A 20,967-nucleotide genomic window follows, 5' to 3' on the forward strand; every position below is an offset into this window, starting at 1 on the left:
AGCCGCCCCCTTCCTGCTGCCGTGGGCCGTCGGAACCGGCCACGGGTCGCACCCGCGTCATCCGCCGTCGGCACCGCCCGCGCTGCCCGTGCCGCCCGTGCCGCCCGCGTCACCGTCGGTGCCGTCCGCGCCGCCCGCGCCGCCCGCGCCGTGACGGCCGTCGGGGTGGCGCAGGCTCTCGGCGGCATCGGCGACCCGTCGTAGCAGGTCGAGGAAGACCGCCTGCTCGGCGGCGTCGAGCGGTGCCAGGAAGACGTGGTTCATGCGGGCGGTGCGCACGGTCAGCCGGCGGTGGACGCGCTCACCCTCGCCGGTCGGGCGCAGCAGGAAACGGCGGCCGTCCTGGGGATGGCGGTCCTTGCCCAGCAGTCCCCGACGCACGAGGCGGGCGACCACGTCGGCGATGGTCGACCGGTCGAGCCCCACCCTCTCCCCCACGGTGCGCTGGTCCAGGCCCGGTTCGGCGACGAGCGCGTTGAGGACCGCGTACTGCGGCGAGGTGATCTCCTCCGAGACCATCGTGGTCCACAGCAGGTGGTGCGCCTGCTGGAGCCGCCGGGCCAGGTGCCCGGGATGAGTGGCGAGGTCCACGGCCGCCATGCGCGCTCCCACGGTCGGATCCACTGAGGTCGTCTGCGTCGAATCATCTGTGCACGGAACACTAACCCGTGAGGTCCCTGGTGCCCCTACGGCCCACGGTCGTGGTGGTCTCCGCCTCTCGGACCGCGGGTCTTGACGCGCCGCTCGGCCGGATGGCAGCGTGAGCGGCGACCGAGATGCTCAGTGCACTGAGCATCACCGGCGCCACGGGTGCCCCACCCAGACCGCACACCTGCCCGCACGGGCACGGAGCACTCCGAGTACGTGCCCGCCCCGCCCACGCCCCCGGCCGACCGGCCCGACCGGCCCGACCGCCGCAGGGAGACGCCGCCCATGACCGACGCCCTCACCCAGGCCGACATCGACCGGGAGATCGCGGCCGAACGCGCCGCCTACCGGCAGCGGATCGCCGACGGCGCGCCCGTCGAACACCATCCGCGCCGGGACTACGCCCCCTACCGTTCCTCGGCCCTGCGCCATCCGCTGCGGCCCCCGGTCACGATCGACGTGGCCCGGGACCCGGAACTCGTCGAGCTGTCCTCCCCCGCCTTCGGTGAGCGGGACGTCACCGAGCACGACAACGACCTCACCGTGCAGCACACCGGGGAGCCCGTCGGGGAGCGCATCACCGTCTCCGGGCGCCTGCTGGACCGTGCCGGACGCCCGGTCGCCGGCCAGCTGGTGGAGATCTGGCAGGCCAACGCGGCCGGCCGGTACGCCCACCGGCGCGAGCAGCACGACGCGCCGCTGGACCCCCACTTCACCGGCGTGGGCCGCACCCTCACCGACGCGGACGGCGCCTACCGGTTCACGACCGTCCGGCCCGGCCCCTATCCGTGGCGCAACCACCTGAACGCCTGGCGGCCGGCGCACATCCACTTCTCCGTGTTCGGCACCGCGTTCACCCAACGGCTGGTGACGCAGATGTACTTCCCCCACGACCCGCTCTTCCCGTACGACCCGATCCTGCAGTCGGTGACGGACGACGCCGCCCGGCAGCGGCTGGTCGCGGCCTACGACCACAGCCTGTCCGTGCCCGAGTTCTCCCTCGCCTACCGCTGGGACATCGTGCTCGACGGGCCGCGGGCCACCTGGACCGAGGAAGGACACCGACCATGACGCGGAACGCCCCCGACGACGGCGCCGAGACCGTGCCGCCCACTCCGTCGCACACCGTCGGCCCGTTCTACGGCTACGCGCTGCCTTTCCGCGGCGGCGAGGACGTCGCGCCGTTCGGGCACCCCGACACCGTCACCGTGCACGGGTACGTGTACGACGGCGCGGGCCGGCCGGTGCCGGACGCCCTGCTGGAGGTGTGGGGGCCGGACCCGCGGGGCGTGCTGCCCTCGGTCGACGGCTCGATGCGCAGGGACCCGGCGAGCGGCGGCCATCTGGGGCGCAACGGAGTGGAGTTCACCGGTTTCGGCCGCGTCCAGACGGACGCCGACGGCCACTGGTACGTGCGGACCCTGCGCCCCGGCGCCCGCGGCCGGCACGCACCGTACCTGAGCGTCTGCGTGTTCGCGCGCGGCCTGCTGGTCCACCTGTTCACCCGGATCCACCTGCCCGGCGACCCGGCCGCGCTCGCCGCCGACCCGCTGCTGTCCCGGCTCGACGCGGACCGCCGCGACACGCTGATCGCGGCGGACGAGGGCCACGGCACGTACCGTTTCGACATCCGCCTTCAGGGCGAGGGCGAGACGGTCTTCCTGGAGTTCTCGTGACATCAAGCGCATCCGGTGCGGCGTCCGGTACGGGTCTGCTCGGCCCGGGGTGGGCCGGCTCGCCCGCCGCCGCCGCGACCGGTGACGACGCGTTCCTGCGGGCGCTGCTCGACGCGGAGGCGGCACTGACCCGGGCGCAGGCCGCGCTGGGCCTGGCCCCGGCCGAGGCCGCCGCGGCGGTGACCCGGGCGGCGGACGACACCGGCGGCTTCGACATCACCTCGCTCGCCGAACGGGCCCGCGGCGGCGGCAACCCGGTGATCCCCCTGGTCGCGGACCTCACCCGGGCCGTCGGGGAGGAACACGGTCCGTACGTGCACCGGGGCGCCACCAGTCAGGACATCATGGACACGGCGATGATGCTGGTCGCGCACCGCGCCCTGCACCCGGTCCTGGACGACCTGGGCCGTACCCAGCGGGCGCTGGCCCGGCTCGCGGTCGAGCACCGGGACACCGTGCTGCCCGGCCGCACCCTCACCCAGCACGCCGTGCCCACCACGTTCGGTCTCAAGGCCGCCGGCTGGCGCTCGCTGGTCCTCGACGCCCGGGACCGGGTGGCCGCCGTCCGCGATGCCCTGCCCGCTCAACTCGGCGGTGCCGCAGGCACCTTGGGCGCCTTCACGGTGTTCGGGGCACGGAACGCGACCGACCTGCCCGCGGCCTACGCCCGCGAACTGGGGCTGCGGGCCCCCGCCCTGCCGTGGCACACGCTGCGCACCCCGGTCGCCGACCTGGCGGGCTGTCTGGCGTTCACGGCCGGGGCGCTGGGCAAGCCGGCGGCGGACGTGCTCACGCTGTCCCGCACCGAGATCGCGGAGGTCTCCGAGGGCAGCGGCGGCGGCTCGTCCGCGATGCCGCACAAGGCCAACCCGGTGCGTGCCACGCTGGTCGCGGCGGCGGCCCGGCGCGCACCGCAGCTCGCGGCCACCCTGTACGGGTCGCTGGCCGCCGAGGACGAGCGGCCGGCCGGCGCCTGGCACGCCGAATGGGAGCCGCTGCGGGACCTGCTGCGACTCACCGGGGGAGCCGCCCGGGACGCCGCCGAGCTCGCCGAGGGCCTGCGCGTCCACCCGGAGGCGATGCGCCGGAACCTCGGACTCACCCGCGGCCTGATCACCTCCGAGCAGTCGGCCACCCGGCTGACCCCGGTGCTCGGCCGGGCCCGCGCGCGGGACCTGCTGGCGCGGCTGGCCCGGCGCGCCCGCGAGGAGCACCGTGACTTCGGCGAACTCCTCGCAGAGGAACCGGAGTTGACCGGTGTCGACCTGTCCGGCGCCACCGACCCCGAGGAGGCCGTCGGTGCGGCCGGTGTCCTCACCGACCGGGCCCTGGAGCGCGCGTGACCCGCCCCCTCCTCCACCACCGTGCCGAGGGCCCGGCGTCGGCTCCTCCGCTGCTGCTCGGTCCCTCCCTCGGCACCTCGTACGCGCTGTGGGACCGGGTGGCTCCCGAACTCGCCGCCTTCCGCCGGGTGGTGCGCTGGGATCTGCCCGGGCACGGCGGTTCGGCCGCGGAACTGATCGGTCCCGGCGCGACCGTCGGCGACCTGGCCGGGCTGGTCCTGGCGCTCGCCGACGCGCTCGGCGTCGAGCGGTTCGGGTACGCGGGCGTCTCACTCGGCGGCGCGGTGGGACTGCACCTGGCCGCGCACCACCCCGAGCGGCTGAGCACGCTCGCCGTGATCTGCTCCTCGGCGCACTTCGGCGGCGCCCGGCCGTGGCAGGAGCGGGCCGCCCTGGTCCGGCGCGAGGGACTGGGCGGACTCGCCGACGGCGCCGACGCCCGCTGGTTCACCCCCGGTTTCACCGTCCCCGGCCTGATCCGGGACCACCGCGCGGCCGACCCGGCCGCGTATGCCGCCTGCTGCGACGCGCTGGCCGCCTTCGACCTGCGGGACCGCCTCGCCTCGATCACCGCGCCCACCCTCCTGGTCGCGGGCCGGCAGGACCCGGCGACCCCGCCCGCACACCTGCGCGAGATCGCGGACGCGGTGCCCGGCGCGACCCTGGTCGAGCTGCCCGGTGCGTCCCACCTCGCCCCGGCCGAACGTCCGGACGCGGTGCTCACCGCCCTGCGCACTCACCTCACCGGCGACGCCGGCCGGGGCACGGACGTGCGGCGCGAGGTGCTGGGCGACGCGCACGTGGACCGGGCGCAGGCGCGTCAGACGCCCTTCACGGCCCGCTTCCAGGACTTCATCTCCCGCTACGCCTGGGGCGAGATCTGGACCGACCCGACGCTCACCCGCCGCGAACGCAGCATGATCACCCTCACCGCGCTGGTGGCCCACGGCCACCACGACGAACTGGCCCTGCACGTCCGGGCGGCCCTGCGCAACGGGCTCACGCCCGACGAGATCGGCGCGGTGCTGTTGCAGACCGCGGTCTACTGCGGGGTGCCTGCGGCCAACGCGGCGTTCGCGACGGCGCAGCGGGTCCTGGAGGAGGAGCGGGAGGGCGCCTGACCCCCGCGCCGCGCCGCCCGGTGGTGGGCGGGCGGGCGGACACGCGGTGGGAGGGCGGACACGCGGTGGGAGGGCAGCGGGCGGGCCGGCGTGTTCCAATTCCCCCTCCCCGGGCTCCCTCCGTTCGGCCCTCGATCGTCCGCTGTCCACCGTGGGCCGTGCGCGCGGTGGCCGTGCACGCGATGGCCGTTCGCGCATCGGCCTGCGCGCGGTGACTGTGCACGCTTCGGCCGGCACGCGGTGGCCGTGCACGCATCGGCGGTTCGCGCGCGTGGGCGGTTCGCCTCAGCCGGAGGGCACCCGGGCGGCCACGGTGCGCAGTTCGGCCTCCGCGCGGGCGGTCAGGCCGTCCGCGCCGCAGGAGCGCGCCAACGACAGCCCTCGGGTGAGGTCGGCCTCCGAACGGGCCAGGGCGCCGAACTCGATGCGGGCCGCGGCGTGTTCGTACTGGCAGGGGGAGGACTCCAGGTAGGCGACGGCCTGCCCGGCGAGACGCACCGCGCGCTGACCGGTCTCCAGGGCGGCGGCCACCCGCAGGGCCTCCCCTATCGCGGTGTCGGTGCCGAAGCGCTCGGCCCGGCGGCGGAGGTCCACCGCGAGCCGGGCTGCGCGGGCCGGGTCCTCGGTGGCCAGGGCGCGGGCGAGGTCGGCGGCCCAGAACACGTGCACGGGATTGTGGTGGCCGCGGGCGGTGGCCGCCTTTCCGGCGGCGTCCAGTTCGTTGACGCCCTCCTTGGTGCGGCCCATCGCGAGGAGCAGGCGCCCGCGCACGGAGCGCGGGTCGGGGAGCGCGATGGTGGACGGGTAGGGCGGGGCGAAGGCGTGCTGTTCGGCGACCTGCTGCGCCTCCTCGACGTGACCGCGGGCGAGGAGCGTGTCGACGAGGTTGCAGGTCGCCGTCCAGTACAGGGGGAGTCCGCGGCCCACGCGTTCGGCGATGCGCAGGGCCGCCCGCAGAGACGTCTCCGCCGCTTCCAGACGGCCCCGCCTGCGGTGCCCGAGCCCTACGTACGCGTGCGCGAGGGCGAGGTGGCCGCCGCTCCAGCCGGCCGACTCGTAGGAGCGCAGGGCCTCGTTGTACATGCTCTCGGCGCGGTCGAGGCGGTCGGTGTAGGCGTAGACACCGGCCAGCATCAGGAGCAGTTCGACGCCCCACTCGGAGTCGGTCCAGCCCATGCCGGGTGCGAGGCGGCCGTTGACGAGGGCGCGGTCGACGAGTTCCAGGATCTCCTCGGCGTTCTCGCCGCGCATCATGGCGTCGAATCCGCGCAGGATGAGCAGCGCGCGTTCGGAGTTGTCCCGTCCGGTGCAGGTGGCGGCGAGTTCGGCCAGCCGCTCCGAGCGGTCGGGTGAGGTGGTCTCCCCGGCGTGGAGGCCCTCCCACATGTACTGCACGGCCTGCAGCCGCATCCGGGCGGGGCCGGGCTCCATCCGGGCGGCCTCCGCCTCGACGGTGCGGACGGCCTCCTCCATCTGGTCGTTGTGGAGCAGTGCCTGGGAGAGGCGGACCACGGCGTCCACGCGCTGGTCCTCGTCGAGCCCGGTCATGCCGAGCGCGGTGCGCAGGTGGCCGATGGTGCGCGCGGGCGCGGTCAGGAACGTGGCGCGGCCCAGCTCGTAGAGCACACCGGCGTGGACCTCGGGGCGCGGCGGTTCCTCCAGCGCGCGTTCCAGGCAGCGCCGGGCGGCGTCGGGGGCGCCGACGGCGAGGTGTTCGCGGGCGGCCTCCCGCAGTTGCGCGACCAGTTCCTCGTCGTCGTCCGGGTGCACTTCGAGCAGGTGGCGGGCGGCAGCCGCCGCGCCGAGCGCGGAGTCGGTGACGAGGCGGGCGGCGATGCCGTGCATCGCGCGCCGCAGCGCGTCCGGGATCGAGTTGTAGACGGCGGTGGCGATCAGCGGGTGGACGAACTCGAGGTCGGCGGGGCCGGTCCGGCCGGTCGCCCGGTCTGGCGTGGTGAGGATGCGGGCGGCGCGCAACCGCTCGGCGCAGCGGGTCGCGTCGTCGGGGTCGAGGGTGGCGAGGCGGGCCACCAGGTCGACGGTGATGTCGGTGCCGAGGATGGCGGCCGCCCAGGCGAAGCGGGTGACATCGATGCCGAGCTGCTCCAGGCGGGCGACGAGTCCCCCGCCGCGGGCCGACCGGTTGAGGTCGCGCAGCTCGCCGGCGTGGCTCTCGACCGGCTCCAGTTCGCTGTCCTGCACCTTGGCGAGGAGTTCGACGGTCTCGTAGGGGTTGCCGCCGGTGACGGCCCACACCTCGCGGCAGAACGCGGCGTCGGCGGTCTCGCCCAGGGTGGCGCGGGTGAGTCCGGCCGCGGCGGCGGGGGTGAGGGCGCTGAGGACGGTGGTGGGGCGGTCGGCCGCGGCGGCCACGGCGTCCAGGTGGCGGGCCGCCACGCCGGAGATCTCGCCGGGCCTGCGGGCGACGACGACCAGCACGGACAGGTCCTGGAGGCGTTCGGCGAACGCGGCGAGCCAGTGCAGCGTCTCCTGGTCGGCCCAGTGCGCGTCGTCGATCAGGAGCACCAGCGGCCAGTCGCGCCGGGCCAGGCGGGTCACCGCGGCGACCAGTCCGTCGCAGACGCTCTGCGGGTCTGCGTGGCCCTCGCCGGGTTCCGCTATGCCGAGCGCGGGCCCCGCGATCTCGTACCAGTCGCCGAGGTACTCCCGTGCCTCCTCCGGCAGCATCGGCACCAGGGCGGGCTGGAGGAGCTGGCGCACCACGTTGAAGGGGACCGAGCGGAGCGTCTCGCCACCGCGGGCGGACCACACCGTGCAGCCGCGCTGCTCGGCGATGCGCCGGGTCTCCGCCAGCAGGGCCGTCTTGCCCAGGCCGGCCTCGCCCCGGAGCACGAGCAGACTGCCGGACGAGGAGCGGTCCGCGCACAGGCTGTCGACCGCCTCCGCGAGAGCGGCGACTTCCTCGTCGCGCTCCCACAGGGACGCCGAGGCGGCGGCCGTCCGCCGTACCTCCGTCATCCCGCTACCTCCCCAAGTCGCCCGAACGACGTACGCAACTCGAGCGTAGCGGGCCGGTCGCCGTCACGGAGGCGGGACCGGGCACGTGTTGCCGTGACGGGTGACTCGGGGGTACGGGGGTCGACGCCGTGGCCCGCCACCAGCGGGTCTCAATATCAACTTCTGTCAAGGGGACGGATGGTGACGATCCGACAGATGTGGTCGGGTGGCGGTCGAGCCGGCGCCCCGGTGCGACGGCACCGGCACCCCGGCGGGGGTGCCGGGCACCCGGTCACGGGCTCGCGCGGGGCCTTCCGCGCGCCGGGCGCCGCCCTCCCCGTCGAGGTCGTCCGCCCGGGCGTGTCGGCGCGTGTCGCCTCCGCCCCGGACCAGGACGTGGCGTTGCCCGTCGAGCGTGGGGCGGGTGCGGGTCGCGCGGCTTCGCGGGCGCTTCGAGAAGTCGTCGACGGAGGGTGGCGGGAGCGGCGAGGGCGGCGGCGTTCCGGATCTCCGGCACGGGCTCAGGGGCGCGGGCAGTCGGCCGAAGCACCGAGGGGCGGGCCGGGGCGGCGTCCTGACGAGAGCCGGCGGGGCGTCAGGGGTGGTGGCGGTGGCCGTGGTGCCGCGGTTCGTGATGTGTTCCGGCACCAGGGCGGGAACGGCGGGGCGAGGGATCGGGGCGGCCGGCCGCGCGGGGGAGGGAGCGGCGTGCCGGGTGGAGGCGGAGGGCGGCCGGCCGTGCGCCGAGGGCGACCCGCGCAGGGCGCCGCCCGGCGGTTCCCGGAGGCGTCTCTCATCCCGCTTTCACCGACGCCTCATACGGTGGGGGCATGACGCAGGTGACTCCCCCCGGCTGGTATCCCGACCCCGGGCAGACGCAAGACGGACCATCCACCGAACGCTGGTGGGACGGCAGTGCCTGGACGGACCGGGTCCGCCCGGCGGAGCAGGCCGGCGGCTGGGCCCCGCCGACCCCGTCCACGGCAGCCCCGACGCCGCCGCCGGCCACGGGGCCGGGCCCGGTGGCCGGACCGGTCGCCGGGCCTGGCGCACCGGCCGCCGCGCCCTACCCGATGCATCCGGGCTACCCGGCGTACCCGGTCGCGCCGCCGCCCCGCCGCGGGCGCGGCCTGCGGATCGGCATAGCCGTGGCCGCGGCGGTGGCGTTGCTGGCGAGCATCGGCGTCGGCGTGTGGGCCCTCACCGACGACGGGCGCGGCGGTCCGACGACGTCACAGGGCCCCGGGGACCGGGAGCGGGCGCCGGGCGACCGGGAGGACGGCGGATCGGGCGGCTCCGACGGGGAGCGGCCGGGACCGGACGGGGGCGAGCCGCCCCGCATCGAGAGCGGGTCGGTGACCGACGCGCTGAGCGGCATCAGCCTGCCCATCCCCGACGGCTGGTACGGCCAGGAGATGGGGGCCGGCGCCCAGGTGTCCTCGAAGGATTCCTACGACTGCCCCGGCGACACGTCCAGGACCTGCGTCAAGGGCGGCGCCTACTCGGCTCCCGCCGTGGCCCTCGGCACCCGGGGTTCCACGGCCGAGGAGGTCGCCAAGGCCGACATCGCCGTGAACGCCGAGGAGTCCTACGGCGGGTCGTCGTACGGGAAGATCACCTCGCACGACGTGCTCGAGTCGAAGGCGGTCACCGTGGCCGGGCAGAAGGGCTATCTGGTGCGCTGGAAGGCGGTCACCAGCAAGGGGTCCGACGGGTACGTCCAGTCGCTGGCCTTCCCCTCCCCCACGCGGCCCCGGCAGATCGTCGTGGTGCGGGCCGGGGTCGACGCCGACCAGAAGCCGAGCGTCATCGACGAGATCACCCGGGGCATTGAGGCGGCGAAGGGCGGCGGCGGAACAGGGCAGGAGGTCTGACCTCGTGCCCGCCGCCTCCCGTCCCACGACGGCCGGGTGGGCGCCCCTCCGCTCAAAGGGCACCCACCCGGCCGGGGGGTGCGCGCCGCCCCCGTCCCCACGGTGCGGCGCGGTCGGGCCGCCGTCCGGTCATCCCGATGACGGCGCCCCGGGTCCGGAGCGTGTGTCGAACGTCCCGCCTGCCTGACGGCGCTACGTACGGGACCCGCCCTGAGTGAGGCCCAGGACCGGCAGGACGGACGCCTCCACGAACGCGAGCAGGTACTCCGGGTCGGCATGGCGGCCCTCGAGCAGGGGCCGGCCCCTCAGCACGCCGAAGATCTGCGCCGGCACGTGGGCCAGGGCCGGGTTGCCGGCCTCGACCTCCCCGCGCTCGACGCCGCGGCGCAGGATCTGCTCCAGGGCGGCGACCTCCGGGTCGACCAGCGCCTCCCGCAGCGCCCGGGCCAGTTCCCGGTCCCGGGTGACCGCGTGGGCGAGCGCCTGGAGCAGTGGGGTGTCCCGCGTCGACCACTCACCGGCCAGCCGCGCGGCCTCGCGCAGGTCCCCGGCGAGCGTCCCCGTGTCGATGCCCGACAGCCGCGCCCGTGGGCCGGAGCGCAGGGCGGCCGCGACGAACCGGGGTTTCGTCCCCCACTGCCGGTAGAGCGTGGACTTGCCGGCCCGGGTGCGCGCCGCGACGCCCTCCATGGTCACCGCGTCGTAGCCGGACTCGCGGATCTGCTCCAGCACCGCGTCGAAGAACTCCTGCTCGCGCTCCGGGGTGATCTTGGAACGCCGCTCGGCACCGGCCGACTCCGCCGGCGGCAGGGCCTGCGACGTCATGGGTTCGGCTCCTCATGCCCGACCTCGGGTGACCTGCGCCCGGTCGTGCGCCTCTCGTTGCGTGTGTTCGTCCTCGTGTGCACCGGTCCGTGCACCGGTGCGGTTCCCGAGCCCGAAGCCCGGTTCGCACCATCGAAACGCAAGTGTACCGGAACGCTCGCGTATCGGTACGCGACCGTATCGCACGCGGCGGGACACCGCCCGGTCCGACGGCACCCGCCGCGGGGCTCCGGCCATGGGGACGGGGACGGTGTCCCGTGACTGGCGGCCCGGGACACCGGCCGCGCGGAAGCGGTGCGACGCGGTGTGACGACGACGGGTCCCGCCCCCGGCCGGACGACGGGGGGGGCGGGACGCGTGACCGAGCCGCGCGCTTCACCGCGGCAGGCGGACTCAGGCGCCGAGCAGGAGGACGCCGAGGACCAGGAGGCTTACCACCTTGGCGACTTCGAGCGCCACGTAGTACCAGTGCGCGGAGGACCGGGGCACCTGCTCGCCGGCGAGCACCCGGTCCGAGCGCCGGTTGAGCCGCGGCCGCACGATGCCGAGCTGCACGGCCAGCACCGCCACCACCGCGGCCGTCGCCACGACCACCCCGACCCCCGGCCCTCCCGCCGCCACCGCCACCAGCACGACGGCCGCGAGGAGGACCTCGGCCGCGTTGAGGGCCCGGAACACGATCCGGCCGATGCCGAGCCCGAGCGGGACGGTCACCCCGGGGGCGCGGAACTTCAGCGGGGCCTCCAGGAAGGAGATCGCCAGCACCATGCCGAGCCAGACGAAGACGGCGGCCCCGGCCACCGCCGCTGATGTGGCGTTCACGTCCGTAGCGCTCCTTCTGCTCTCCACCGGTCCATGACGGTTTATAGCGGCTCGTTCCGGTGTGCGACAGGCCTCGGTCCGAGAGTCCGAAGGTGCGAGAGTCCGAAGGTGCGAGGCCGAAGGTGCGAGAGTCCGAAGGTGCGAGGCCGAAGGTGCGAGAGTGCGTGCACGACGCCGCACGGCACACGGGCAGGCCGGCGACAGAGCCTGGCTAGGGTGCAGGCGCGCGATGGGCCGCGCAGACGTCCGGTTCGGCGAACGGCTCCAGCCGTACGGCCGCCACCGGGGCCCGCCGCTGCTCCGACGCGCCCCGCACGGGGCCGAGGTGGAGCGGGCAGACGACGTCCCCGTATTCCTCGGCGAGTCCAGGGAAGGGGCAGTGCCGCAGCAGCACCCGGCCCTGTCCGACCGACCTGGTGGCGACCCGCCCTCCGAGAGGCAGCGGGCCCGGGAGCGCGATCAGTCCGCGGCGGGCACGACCCTCAGGCGGGCCGTCCCGCGCCGGGGGCGGCGCGCCGTCGTGACGGCGGACGGGCGGCGGGCGTCCCGCAGGACCAGGGTGAGCCGGGTGCAGCCCAACTCCTCCAGGGCCGGGGTCGTCTCGACGACGATCCGGCAGTCGGTGGCGCCCCAGCGCGGATCGGGGTGGATCAGCGGACGCACCGCGCCGTCCTGCTCGGCGGCCCTCTCGCCCACCACCCGCAGCCAGTGCGGCACCCCGTGTCGGTAGGCGACCTCCATGATCGGGTCCTCCGCGATGTCGCGGCGGATGGCCTGGAGGCCGGGGTCGGGGGCGCCGTGTTCGACGGCCCGCGCGAAGTGGGCCAGCATCGGCAGGCACCAGCTCGCCTCGTGCTCGCCCAGCACCGTGGCGGCGTCCGGGTGGAAGAGGACGAAGCGGAGGAAGTTGTCGTCGGGCATGGCGGTCGGGTGCGGCTCGACCTGCCGGAACAGCGACCGGAAGGGACCGTTGGCCAGGAGCACGTCCCACCGCCGGTCCACCACGAGGGACGGGAAGGGAACTGCTTCCAGGTACCCGGCGTAGTCCGCCAGGTACGCGCGTGCCTCGGACGTGCCGGGGACGAGCCGCGGTGCCTGCCGCTGCCCTCCTGCTGCCTGATGTGCCATCGGGAGGTCACCCCTCTTGCCTGTGCGGCCCTGACGCGGCGCCCCGATCCTGCTGCCCGCCGCCCGAGCATGTCAACTATCGTGGCATTCCATGCCGGTTGACGGCTGAAATTGGCCACAGTTGTGGCGAGACCTGGATGTGAGTTCGAAGCACCGGCTAGTCTCCGTGAAGTTCACGGCGACGGGTTGTGAGAAGCCTGTGAGAGACGTAGGAGATCTGCCGGTGACGGGTGGCTTCGAGGGTCCGGACACCGCGCCGACGACCGCGCTGCCGGCCGTCGTCGCCCGCGTCGCCGCACTCGCCGACCGGCTCGGCGTTCCCCACGCCGAAGTCTTCGACACCGGCCGGCTGTCCACCGCCTCCGGCGTACCGGAGTCCGTGGTCAAAGCCCTGCTGAGCGGCCGTCCGGCCGGGGAGCGCGACGTGCAGGCGCGCTTCCTCCAGCGGCTGGACCTGTTGCGCCGCACCCGGCTCAAGCCGAACGGCCGGAAGTACACCCAGCAGGAGATCGCCGACGGCGCCGGCATGTCCCGTCAACAGGCCGGCGCCCTCATCAACGGGGACCGGCGCCCCACGATGGAGCACTGCGACGCCATCCAGCGGTTCTTCCGGGTGCACGCCGGGTTCCTCACGGCGGAGGACCCGGAGGCGCTGGCGGGCACCCTTCAGCACACCGAGCAGGAACTGCTCCAGAAGCTGGCCGACCGGGAGCGCGAGTCGGCCGCCGCCGCGGACGACGACCCGTTGGAGCGGCTGTTGCAGGACCACGGGGTGCGCGGGATCGCGTGGCGGGCCGCGCAGCTGCCCACCGACCAGCACCGGGACAAGGTCGCGGAGTGGCTGGACATGCTCCTGGAAAGCGTCAAGCGACCCGAGTCGTGATCTGGGGAGAACTGTGGGCATCGGTAGGGAAATGCGCCGCCTGTGCGGCGAGTTGGTCGCTGAGCTGACGCTCCCCGTCCCGGCTCGGCCCGCCGACCTCTACGGCGCGCTGTGCACGGCGATGAGCAGGCGTCGCGGGCGTCCGGTGCAGTTCCGCATGGCCGCGTTCCCGCCCGGCACCGCGAGCGGGCTGTGGCTCGACATGCCCGACCGGGACCTCGTCGTGATCGAGGAACGCACCGCCCCCGCCCACCAGTTGGTCATCCTCGGCCACGAGCTGTGGCACATGAAGGCCGGACACTGCGGGCACCACGTGGCGGGTGCCGAGGTCGCGACCCGGCTGCTCGGTGACGACCCCGACGAGGACGCCCTCCGGGCGACGGTGGTGAAGGTCGCGGCCCGCACCCGTTTCGACCTGGCGGACGAGAAGGAGGCGGAGGCCTTCGGCCTGCTGCTGGCCAGCAAGTGCCGTACGTGGCTGGCGGGTTCGTCGCTGCGCGGCCCGGTGCAGCGGGACCACCTGGCGGGACGGATCGAGGCGTCCCTGGGGTATCTGGGGCCGCAGGGCTGAGCGGGGTGCCCGCCGGTCCCGGCCCTCCGCCCGGACTCCGGGCCAGGGTGCCGCGTCAGGGACCCCGTGGGCTCCCGGCCCGTTCCCGGCGCCCGCTCCTGGCTGCCGGCTCCCGGCTCCCGGCTCCCGGCTCCCGGCTCCCGGCCGACCTTGGCGGGATGTACACCCGCCCCCACGCCCCCTGGTGCACCGATCCCACCGGTCGGCCCTCGGGCTCGCGCGCCCGTACCGCTGCTGCCGGCCAGCCTGTGGCCGCCCCCGGGCTCGTCCGGGTGCTGCCGCCGTGGCCGCCGGACCGGCTGCCCGTCCGGCCCGACGGCGGCTCCGGGCACCCGCCCTGCCGGGCCCGCACCGGCGAGGGGCGGCCCGGCGGGGCGTGAGCGGCCGTGCACTCCGGCGTGTGAGCCCCCGGCGCCCGCTGTCCTGGGCGTGACGGTCTCCGCCGGGTGGGCGAATTGGCGTGCGGCGCCGCCCCATTGTCAGTGGCGGGCGGCAAGCTGGAGGGGTGCTCCCGCTGTGTGGAGCACCGGACCGACGATCACGACACGGGGAGAGCCGAGCGATGCCGACCGCCGTACTGACCGACCGCGAGCGCACCGCCGTCCAGGCCTATCTGCGCCTGCTGCACACGGTGCGCGCCACCCTCGACACGCCGAGCGGGCCGACCGGTCCGGTGCTGCCTCCCGTCGTCCCGCCGTCCGTCCTGGCGGAGGCGGAGACGGCGCTCGCGCGGGCCGGACTGAGCGGCAACGAGGAGGAGTTCTTCCGGATGCTGCGCGAGTGGTGCCCCCAAGGGTGACCCCCGTCCCGGTGCGGCGCCGGAGGTGACGGGCCCCGGCTCGGTACTCGGCCACCGGTCCCCGGCCGCGGTGCCGGACCCACCGCGGCTACCGGCCGCCGCCCGGTGCTGGAGCGACAGCGCGGCCCCGGACCGCCGCCGGGGCCGCGCACGGCCGCCCGACTCCGACGAGGCGACGCCCCGCGGCTCCACAGCACGTGGTGCTCGGCGGCACGGACCGGCTGCTCAGCGGCACGCGACTCAGTGGCCTGTGGGGCAGCCCAGCCCACCCCGCGACGGCATCAGCCGTGCGGTACCACGGCATCACGCGTGCGGTACGGCCACCGCCGTGGCGACCAGGCCGCGGCCGACCGTCCAACGCCCTTCGAAGCAGCCCACGGTGCGTCCCCCCACCCGGGGCCCCGGGACGAGCAGTTCGGCCCGGAACCCGCCGCGGGTGACCTCACCGGGATCCGGGAACAGCTCGATGTCGGCCTCCATGAAGTCGAGCCACTTGCCGGTGAGCGGGAACCACGCCTTGTAGACGGACTCCTTCGCGCTGAACAGCAGCCGGTCCCAGTGCACTTCGGGCCGGTCCCGGCCGAGCCGCCCGATCCGTTCCGCCTCCTGCGGCAGGGACACCGAGGGCAGCACCCCCTCGGGCAGCGGCCCGTGCACCTCGGCGTCGATGCCGACGGAGGCCAGGTCGTCGTCCCGGACCAGGGCCGCCGCACAGTACCCCGCGCAGTGGGTCATGCTGCCGGTCAGCCCGGAGGGCCAGTGCGGGGCGCCCCGCTCCCCCGGCACCACGGGCTGCGCGGGCACCCCCAGCCGCTCCATGGCACGGCGGGCACAGTGCCGTACGGCGGTGAACTCCCGGCGACGCTTGTCGACCGCGCGCGCCACGCAGGCGGCCTCCTGCGGGTACAGCGGGGCGTCGGCGCCCTCCTCCCCGTGGGCTTCCTCGACGGCCACGGCCGACGGCAGCAGGTGTGCGATCACCCCGGTCACCGCTCGTCCTCCGCGGCGGGGACGATCGCGCGCAGCCGGCCCGGTGGGCGGTTGCGGGTGCGCCACTCCCGGGGGTAGCCCACCGACACCTCCTCGAAGGGGACGCCGTCGCGCCGTGTGCTCCGGGGGATGTGGAGGTGGCCGTAGACCATGGTGTGCACCGGGAAACGGCGGTGCCAGTCGTCCGTCAGCGTGGTGCCGCACCACATCGCGAACTCGGGGTGCCGCAGCACGTCCGTGGGGTGCCGGTGCAACGGGTAGTGGTTGACGAGGACGACGGGCAGATCGGCGGGAAGCTGCGCGAGCCGCCGTTCGGTCGTGGCGACGCGCGCGCGGCACCACTCGTCCCGCCCGTCGTACGGGTCGGGGTGCAGCAGGTACTCGTCGGTGCACACCACACCGGTAGCGTGCGCGTAGGCCAGGCCCTCAGCCGCGGTGGCGCAGCCGGCCGGCAGGAACGAGTAGTCGTAGAGCAGGAACAGCGGGGCGACGGCGACCGGTCCGCCGGGGCCCCGCCACACCGGGTAGGGATCCTCGGGCGTCACCACGCCGATGGCGCGGCAACGGTCGACGAGATGCTCGTACCGGGCGACACCGCGCAGGGTCACCGTGTCCTTCGGGTGGGTCCACAACTCGTGGTTGCCGGGTGCCCACACGACCTTCGCGAACCGGCCGGCGAGCGTCCTGAGCGCCCACTCGACGTCGTCGACGGTCTCCGCCACGTCACCGGCCACCAGCAGCCAGTCCTCGTCCGAGGCCGGACGCATCCCCTCCACCAGCGCGCGGTTCTCCGCGTACCCGATGTGCAGGTCGCTGATGGCCCACACCCGTCCCCCGCCGCCGTCGGCCGACCTCACCCGTGCTTCCCCCCTCGGCCGGTTCCACCGGCCCTCCCCGCGAACCCCCGGTCGCCCTCCACGAGATCACATCCGTTTGCGCGGGACAAGAGCGGCGTGTCCCGCGCGAGGGCGCTGACCGGCGCTTTCCGCCTCGGGGCGCGCCGGGCGGGGGCACCCGCCGGGTCCGTGACCCACACGTTGCACGTTTGCGGCCGCCGAAGACGTATGATCGGCCGCGACACCACCGCCGCGAACGGTCCTTCGCGCTGAGCGGTCCGGTGACCCTCCATACCTCCTGCCCGGGCACGGGCCGCTCGGCCCTGCCCGCGAACCGTGAAAGGCGGCATGCATGGTCTCCTGCGTACGCGTCTGGCTCAACCGCACGTACGCGGAGAACGTGTTCTTCATCGATCAGTTGAGGCGGAATCCGGGCAACCGGGCCGTCGAGATCCACGCCACCCACGGCGATCCCGACTCGCCCGTGCTGGCCGCAGCCGACACCGCCGAACTGGAGCCCGAGGCTCTGTCCCCGGCCGCGTACGTGGAGTACGCCCTCGCGCAGTGCGAGCGGCGCGGCATCGACGTGTTCGTGCCCCGGCTGCACCAGGCCGCTGTCGTGGCGCACCGCGCGGAGTTCGAGGCCGTCGGCACGGCCCTGCTGGCACCGCCGCCCGAGGCGGTGGCCGTCTTCCAGGACAAGGTCATCGCCTACGAGGCCGTCCAGGCGATCGGCGTGCCGGTGCCGCCGTGGTGGCGGGTCCGTTCCGCCGACGAACTCGCATGCGCCGTCGCGGAGTTGGAGGACCAGGGGCACCGGGCGTGCTTCAAGCCGGCGTCCGGTGCGGGCGGGGTCGGCTTCCGCGTGATCACCCGCGCCCCGTACTCGCTCGCCCAGTTGAACGGCTTCCCCAGCCCGCACGTGCCCTACGACCTCGTGATGGACGCGGTGCGTCAGGCGGAGGAACCGGTGGACTGGCTGGTGATGCCGCACCTGGGCCAGCCCGAGGTCTCGGTGGACTGCCTCACCGGCACCGACGACACGGTGCGCCTCGCGGTCGGCCGGACGAAGAACGGGCGCCGCCGCGGCTTCACCCTGCAGGAGCAGTGGCTGGCGCCGGCCCGGCGGATCGCGGAGGGCTTCGGCCTGCACCACCTGTCCAACATCCAGTTCCGGATGTTCGGCGAGCGGCCCGTGCTGATGGACGTCAACACCCGCCCGGCGGGCGGCCTGCACCAGCTGTCGCTGTGCGGGATCAACGCCCCGTGGGCCGCGGTCCGGCTGGCGCTGGGCGACGACCCGGGCGTGCTGACCCCGCCGTTCCTGGGCCAGGACTACAGCGTGGTGACCGGGCCCCGCCCCCTGCGCCCGGCCGGCCTGCCCGTCCGCACCGACCTGCTTCCGCAGGCGTCCACCCCAGCCGTCTCTCCGGAACCCGTGCCGTCCGCCCCGGAGCCGGTACCCGCGCCCGGCGTGGGCGCGGGCGCCCCCGCGGGAGGGCCGCACCGCCGGTACTGACCTGCGTACCTGCCCCGCGCTCACGTCCTGTGCTCCCGTCGGCGTGCCCACTCGCCCGGCGGCCTTCCCCGGTGGCCTCCCCCCGGTAACCGACCGTCATGCGACGACGGCCGGCCCGGGGTGCCGTCCGGCGCCCCCGCCTGCGCGAGGGACCGACGGAACCGGCCCGGGAGGTGTCAGCGGGGCGACGACGTGGGCGCGGCGGGAGACACACCATGCCGTGGGCGACACCTCACACGAGGCGCGGCTCGGCTCCGTCCCGCCGGCGGTAGAGGTCGCGCAGCAGGGCTATTTCCGCGCCGTGATGGATCAGCTCGCGGTTCACGTGCAGGACGATGATCTCCATGGCACGCCGCTCGGAGCCCACGGCGGGCTCACGGTCCAACTCGGCGTCCGAGAGTCCACGGACCCCCGCGTCCCACATCCCGTACATCTCGTCGAGCTGCCGCAGCGCCTCGTCGGCGGTCCCCGCGTAGGCGAACGTCCGCGCGTCGACGTCCTTGCCGCCGAAGTGCCAGCCCACCCGGTACCCCAGGCACGAGACGATGACGTGAGCGAGCCGCCAGGCGATCGTGGTCACCGGAGCCGGCACGGGCTCGGTCGATGCGGAGTCCATGGTCCAGGTGCCCGAGCCCAGCGACAGAGGTGCGCTCGCCGTGCCGCGTGGGCGGATGCTCCAGCAGTCGCGCACGGGTTCCCAGAGGTACTCGTCGTCGGTGAGGCCGTCCAGCCTCGGCCGGAGGTTCTGGCGCCAGTGCCAGGCCAACTGTTCCGCGATGCGCTCGCTTCTGGTCATCTCGGCACCCTACCGATCACGGACCCGCGGCCACGAGCCCCGCGGGCGCCGTTCCACGCTGCGCCGCAACGACCCGTCAGCCCGTGCCGGTTGGTCGACTTCACTGCGTCAGCGGCGACTTGCGCCCAGGCTCGCGCCATCCCCTGCGCAACCTCCTACGGCCCACGGAGACGCACACGTCGAACGATTCGGGAGGAGCGGCTACCGCTACGCCCGGCCCACGTCGTCCGTCGGACAGTGCGAAGCCCACCAGACCAGCACGCGGCCGGCCATGGCTTCCGGACGCAGGCCCAGCGGGTCGAGCCCGAAGTGGTCCTCCAGTTCGTACCGCAGGAACCGGCCGATCGCGGCCTCGTCGGCGCCGGACCGGAGCCGGTGCAGGAGAGGAGCGAGCAGGCAGTCGTACTCGTCGGGCGCGTCCTCGGCGACGCCGACCGGGTCCCACTCGTTGAGCAGGTGCCGCAGGCCGTCCTCGGTGGAGGTGCTCCACGGTCTCATCACCCCACACTGTCACCCGGGGGCGACCGCCGTCGACCGCCCCCGGCTCCGCCCGGACGGCACGACGGCCCCGCCCGGCGCCCGGGACGAGGCGCCCCGACTACCCCAGGTACGCCAGCCCCGGATGCACGCCCCGGTAGGCGTCGACGAGCCGCCGGGCCACGTTCACCGAGTCGACGAGCGGGTGCAGCGCGAACGCCTTGACCGCCAGGTCACGGGATCCCGAGCCGGCGGCGGCGAGCACCGCGCGGTCGACCGCCTTGACGGCCTGGACCAGGCCGGCCGCGTGGTCCGGGAGCGGGCTCACGGGCTCGGGGTGCGCCCCGCGGGCGTCCACGAGGCAGGGCACCTCCACCACGGCCTCGGTGTCCAGGCCGGCGAGGGCGCCGCGGTTGCGCACGTTGAGGATGAGCCGGCTGCGTGCGTCGCCGGCGATGGCCCGCATCAGGGCGAGCGCGACCTTCTCGTAGCCGCCCGACAGGTCCTCCTCGGCTCGCTCGCCCGCGCCGGCGGTCTCCCGGTTCTCGGCCATGTAGGTGGCCTCGCGTTCGGCGCGGGTGCGGTTCCACAGGTCCAGCGCGGGGGTCCCCGGGTCGGAGACGCGGGTGTAGAAGCCGGCCTGCTGGTCGTGCAGGAAGGCGCCGCGGGTGGGACCGCTGCCGTGGGCGCGGACCGCCTCGCGGTGGAAGTAGTAGTAGTGCAGGTACTCGTTGGGGACGGCGCCCAGGGAGCGGAGCCACTCGGCGCCGAAGAGACGGCCCTCCTCGAAGGACTCCAGCAGCGCCGGGTCGGCGAGCAGGCGCGGCAGCCGGTCGTGGCCGTCGACCCACAGGCCCTGCACCCAGCCGAGGTGGTTCAGGCCCGCGTAGTCGATCCGGGCCTCCTCGGGGGCGGCCCCGAGGACCCGGGCGACACGGCGGCCCAGGCCCACGGGCGAGTCGCAGATGCCGATGACGCGGTCGCCGAGGTGGTGGGACATGGCCTCGGTGACCAGGCCGGCCGGGTTGGTGAAGTTGATGACCCACGCGTCGGGCGCGAGACGGGCCGTGCGCCGGGCGATGTCGACGGCGACCGGGACCGTGCGCAGGCCGTAGGCGATGCCGCCGGCGCCGACCGTCTCCTGACCGAGGACCCCCTCGGCGAAGGCGATCCGCTCGTCCTGCGCCCTGCCCTCGAGCCCGCCGACGCGGATCGCCGAGAAGACGAAGTCGGCACCGCGCAGGGCCTCGTCGAGGTCGGTGGTACCGGTCACCTCCGGCGCGTCGCGGACACCGGACGCCTGCGCGGACAGCACCCGGCCGATCGCGTGCAGCCTGCGGTCGTCCACGTCGTGCAGCACCACCCGCGTCACCCGGCCCTCCCCCCGGTCCCCGAGGAGCGCCCCGTACACCAGCGGCACCCGGAATCCGCCGCCGCCCAGAATCGTCAGCTTCACGTCTGCACCCTTCCCACCGGGCCAACCTAACCGGCACGGGCCCCGGGTTTCCGGCTCACGCGCACGGGGGCGGACCGGCTGCGGACGTGTGGACGCGGTACGGCGCGCTTCCTTCACGGGTCGAACTCGGCAACTCGGCCCGGATGCACGGACTTTCTCGGTGCCACCTCTTGACGGCGGAGGGGCCGAAGAGCACATTGTCGTCAGCCTGAGAGCGCTCTCAGTCCGGGCCGGTCGCCCGTGCC

General features: G+C 75.0%; 19 protein-coding genes. 9 read left to right on the forward strand and 10 right to left on the reverse strand.

What is annotated here, in order from left to right; translation table 11 throughout:
• Nucleotides 1-57: 57 nt before the first annotated feature.
• Nucleotides 58-600: a MarR family transcriptional regulator gene (locus AB0F01_RS17440; protein WP_362095866.1), complete on the reverse strand. Its 543-nt coding sequence runs from the start codon at nucleotides 598-600 to the stop codon at nucleotides 58-60.
• A 333-nt stretch (nucleotides 601-933) separates the two neighbouring features.
• On the opposite strand from AB0F01_RS17440, the gene pcaH reads away from it, so the two are divergent.
• Genes pcaH through pcaD form a run of 4 tightly spaced genes read left to right on the forward strand, consistent with a single transcriptional unit; the run spans nucleotide 934 to nucleotide 4,788 of the window.
• Nucleotides 934-1,719, forward strand: coding sequence for a protocatechuate 3,4-dioxygenase subunit beta (gene pcaH, locus AB0F01_RS17445; protein WP_362095869.1), 786 nt, complete (start codon nucleotides 934-936; stop codon nucleotides 1,717-1,719).
• Nucleotides 1,716-2,324, forward strand: a complete 609-nt coding sequence (gene pcaG, locus AB0F01_RS17450; RefSeq protein ID WP_362095872.1) for a protocatechuate 3,4-dioxygenase subunit alpha — start codon at nucleotides 1,716-1,718, stop codon at nucleotides 2,322-2,324. The genes pcaH and pcaG overlap by 4 nt, the downstream gene beginning before the upstream one ends.
• Nucleotides 2,321-3,667 carry a 3-carboxy-cis,cis-muconate cycloisomerase gene (gene pcaB, locus AB0F01_RS17455; protein ID WP_362095875.1) on the forward strand — a complete coding sequence of 449 codons (1,347 nt, stop codon included), beginning with the start codon at nucleotides 2,321-2,323 and terminating at the stop codon, nucleotides 3,665-3,667. The genes pcaG and pcaB overlap by 4 nt, the downstream gene beginning before the upstream one ends.
• Nucleotides 3,664-4,788 (forward strand): 3-oxoadipate enol-lactonase, encoded by a 1,125-nt coding sequence (gene pcaD / locus AB0F01_RS17460; RefSeq protein WP_362095878.1) that lies wholly within the window; start codon nucleotides 3,664-3,666, stop codon nucleotides 4,786-4,788. Before pcaB ends, pcaD begins: the two co-directional genes overlap by 4 nt.
• 285 nt (nucleotides 4,789-5,073) lie before the next feature.
• Here the strand turns inward: pcaD and AB0F01_RS17465 are convergent, their stop codons facing one another.
• On the reverse strand, nucleotides 5,074-7,767 hold the full coding sequence (locus AB0F01_RS17465) for an AAA family ATPase (RefSeq protein ID WP_362095881.1): 2,694 nt from the start codon (nucleotides 7,765-7,767) through the stop codon (nucleotides 5,074-5,076).
• An 809-nt stretch (nucleotides 7,768-8,576) separates the two neighbouring features.
• On the opposite strand from AB0F01_RS17465, the gene AB0F01_RS17470 reads away from it, so the two are divergent.
• Nucleotides 8,577-9,620: a DUF2510 domain-containing protein gene (locus AB0F01_RS17470; protein WP_362095883.1), complete on the forward strand. Its 1,044-nt coding sequence runs from the start codon at nucleotides 8,577-8,579 to the stop codon at nucleotides 9,618-9,620.
• A gap of 192 nt (nucleotides 9,621-9,812) precedes the next feature.
• On the opposite strand, the gene AB0F01_RS17475 is transcribed toward AB0F01_RS17470, so the two are convergent.
• From AB0F01_RS17475 to AB0F01_RS17485, 3 genes are all read right to left on the reverse strand, one after another.
• Nucleotides 9,813-10,445: a TetR/AcrR family transcriptional regulator gene (locus tag AB0F01_RS17475; protein WP_362095886.1), complete on the reverse strand. Its 633-nt coding sequence runs from the start codon at nucleotides 10,443-10,445 to the stop codon at nucleotides 9,813-9,815.
• A 393-nt stretch (nucleotides 10,446-10,838) separates the two neighbouring features.
• Entirely contained in the window at nucleotides 10,839-11,267 is a 429-nt protein-coding gene (locus AB0F01_RS17480) for a hypothetical protein (RefSeq protein ID WP_362095888.1), read from the reverse strand.
• A 459-nt stretch (nucleotides 11,268-11,726) separates the two neighbouring features.
• On the reverse strand, nucleotides 11,727-12,395 hold the full coding sequence (locus AB0F01_RS17485) for a hypothetical protein (RefSeq protein ID WP_362095890.1): 669 nt from the start codon (nucleotides 12,393-12,395) through the stop codon (nucleotides 11,727-11,729).
• 223 nt (nucleotides 12,396-12,618) lie between these two features.
• Between AB0F01_RS17485 and AB0F01_RS17490 the strand changes: the two genes are divergently transcribed.
• From AB0F01_RS17490 to AB0F01_RS17500, 3 genes are all read left to right on the forward strand, one after another.
• Nucleotides 12,619-13,278, forward strand: coding sequence for a helix-turn-helix transcriptional regulator (locus AB0F01_RS17490; protein WP_362096059.1), 660 nt, complete (start codon nucleotides 12,619-12,621; stop codon nucleotides 13,276-13,278).
• Nucleotides 13,279-13,309: 31 nt separating this feature from the next.
• Nucleotides 13,310-13,849 (forward strand): toxin-antitoxin system, toxin component, encoded by a 540-nt coding sequence (locus AB0F01_RS17495; RefSeq protein ID WP_362095893.1) that lies wholly within the window; start codon nucleotides 13,310-13,312, stop codon nucleotides 13,847-13,849.
• 562 nt (nucleotides 13,850-14,411) lie between these two features.
• Entirely contained in the window at nucleotides 14,412-14,648 is a 237-nt protein-coding gene (locus AB0F01_RS17500) for a hypothetical protein (protein WP_362095896.1), read from the forward strand.
• 303 nt (nucleotides 14,649-14,951) lie between these two features.
• Here AB0F01_RS17500 and AB0F01_RS17505 read toward each other — a convergent pair whose 3' ends face one another.
• Nucleotides 14,952-15,629 (reverse strand): 4'-phosphopantetheinyl transferase superfamily protein, encoded by a 678-nt coding sequence (locus tag AB0F01_RS17505; protein WP_362096062.1) that lies wholly within the window; start codon nucleotides 15,627-15,629, stop codon nucleotides 14,952-14,954.
• A 5-nt stretch (nucleotides 15,630-15,634) separates the two neighbouring features.
• On the reverse strand, nucleotides 15,635-16,495 hold the full coding sequence (locus AB0F01_RS17510; RefSeq protein WP_362095898.1) for a metallophosphoesterase: 861 nt from the start codon (nucleotides 16,493-16,495) through the stop codon (nucleotides 15,635-15,637).
• A 331-nt stretch (nucleotides 16,496-16,826) separates the two neighbouring features.
• On the opposite strand from AB0F01_RS17510, the gene AB0F01_RS17515 reads away from it, so the two are divergent.
• Nucleotides 16,827-17,993 carry an ATP-grasp domain-containing protein gene (locus AB0F01_RS17515; protein ID WP_362095901.1) on the forward strand — a complete coding sequence of 389 codons (1,167 nt, stop codon included), beginning with the start codon at nucleotides 16,827-16,829 and terminating at the stop codon, nucleotides 17,991-17,993.
• A gap of 232 nt (nucleotides 17,994-18,225) precedes the next feature.
• On the opposite strand, the gene AB0F01_RS17520 is transcribed toward AB0F01_RS17515, so the two are convergent.
• The 3 genes from AB0F01_RS17520 to AB0F01_RS17530 all read right to left on the reverse strand — a co-directional run bounded on the left by AB0F01_RS17520 (nucleotide 18,226) and on the right by AB0F01_RS17530 (nucleotide 20,722).
• Nucleotides 18,226-18,789, reverse strand: coding sequence for a DinB family protein (locus tag AB0F01_RS17520; RefSeq protein ID WP_362095903.1), 564 nt, complete (start codon nucleotides 18,787-18,789; stop codon nucleotides 18,226-18,228).
• Between the two features lie 207 nt (nucleotides 18,790-18,996).
• On the reverse strand, nucleotides 18,997-19,287 hold the full coding sequence (locus tag AB0F01_RS17525) for a hypothetical protein (protein ID WP_362095905.1): 291 nt from the start codon (nucleotides 19,285-19,287) through the stop codon (nucleotides 18,997-18,999).
• A 100-nt stretch (nucleotides 19,288-19,387) separates the two neighbouring features.
• On the reverse strand, nucleotides 19,388-20,722 hold the full coding sequence (locus tag AB0F01_RS17530) for a 6-phospho-beta-glucosidase (protein ID WP_362095908.1): 1,335 nt from the start codon (nucleotides 20,720-20,722) through the stop codon (nucleotides 19,388-19,390).
• Between the last annotated feature and the right edge of the window lie 245 nt (nucleotides 20,723-20,967).

The sequence above is a fragment of the Streptomyces sp. NPDC029526 genome, from assembly GCF_040637405.1.
Lineage (GTDB): Bacteria > Actinomycetota > Actinomycetes > Streptomycetales > Streptomycetaceae > Streptomyces.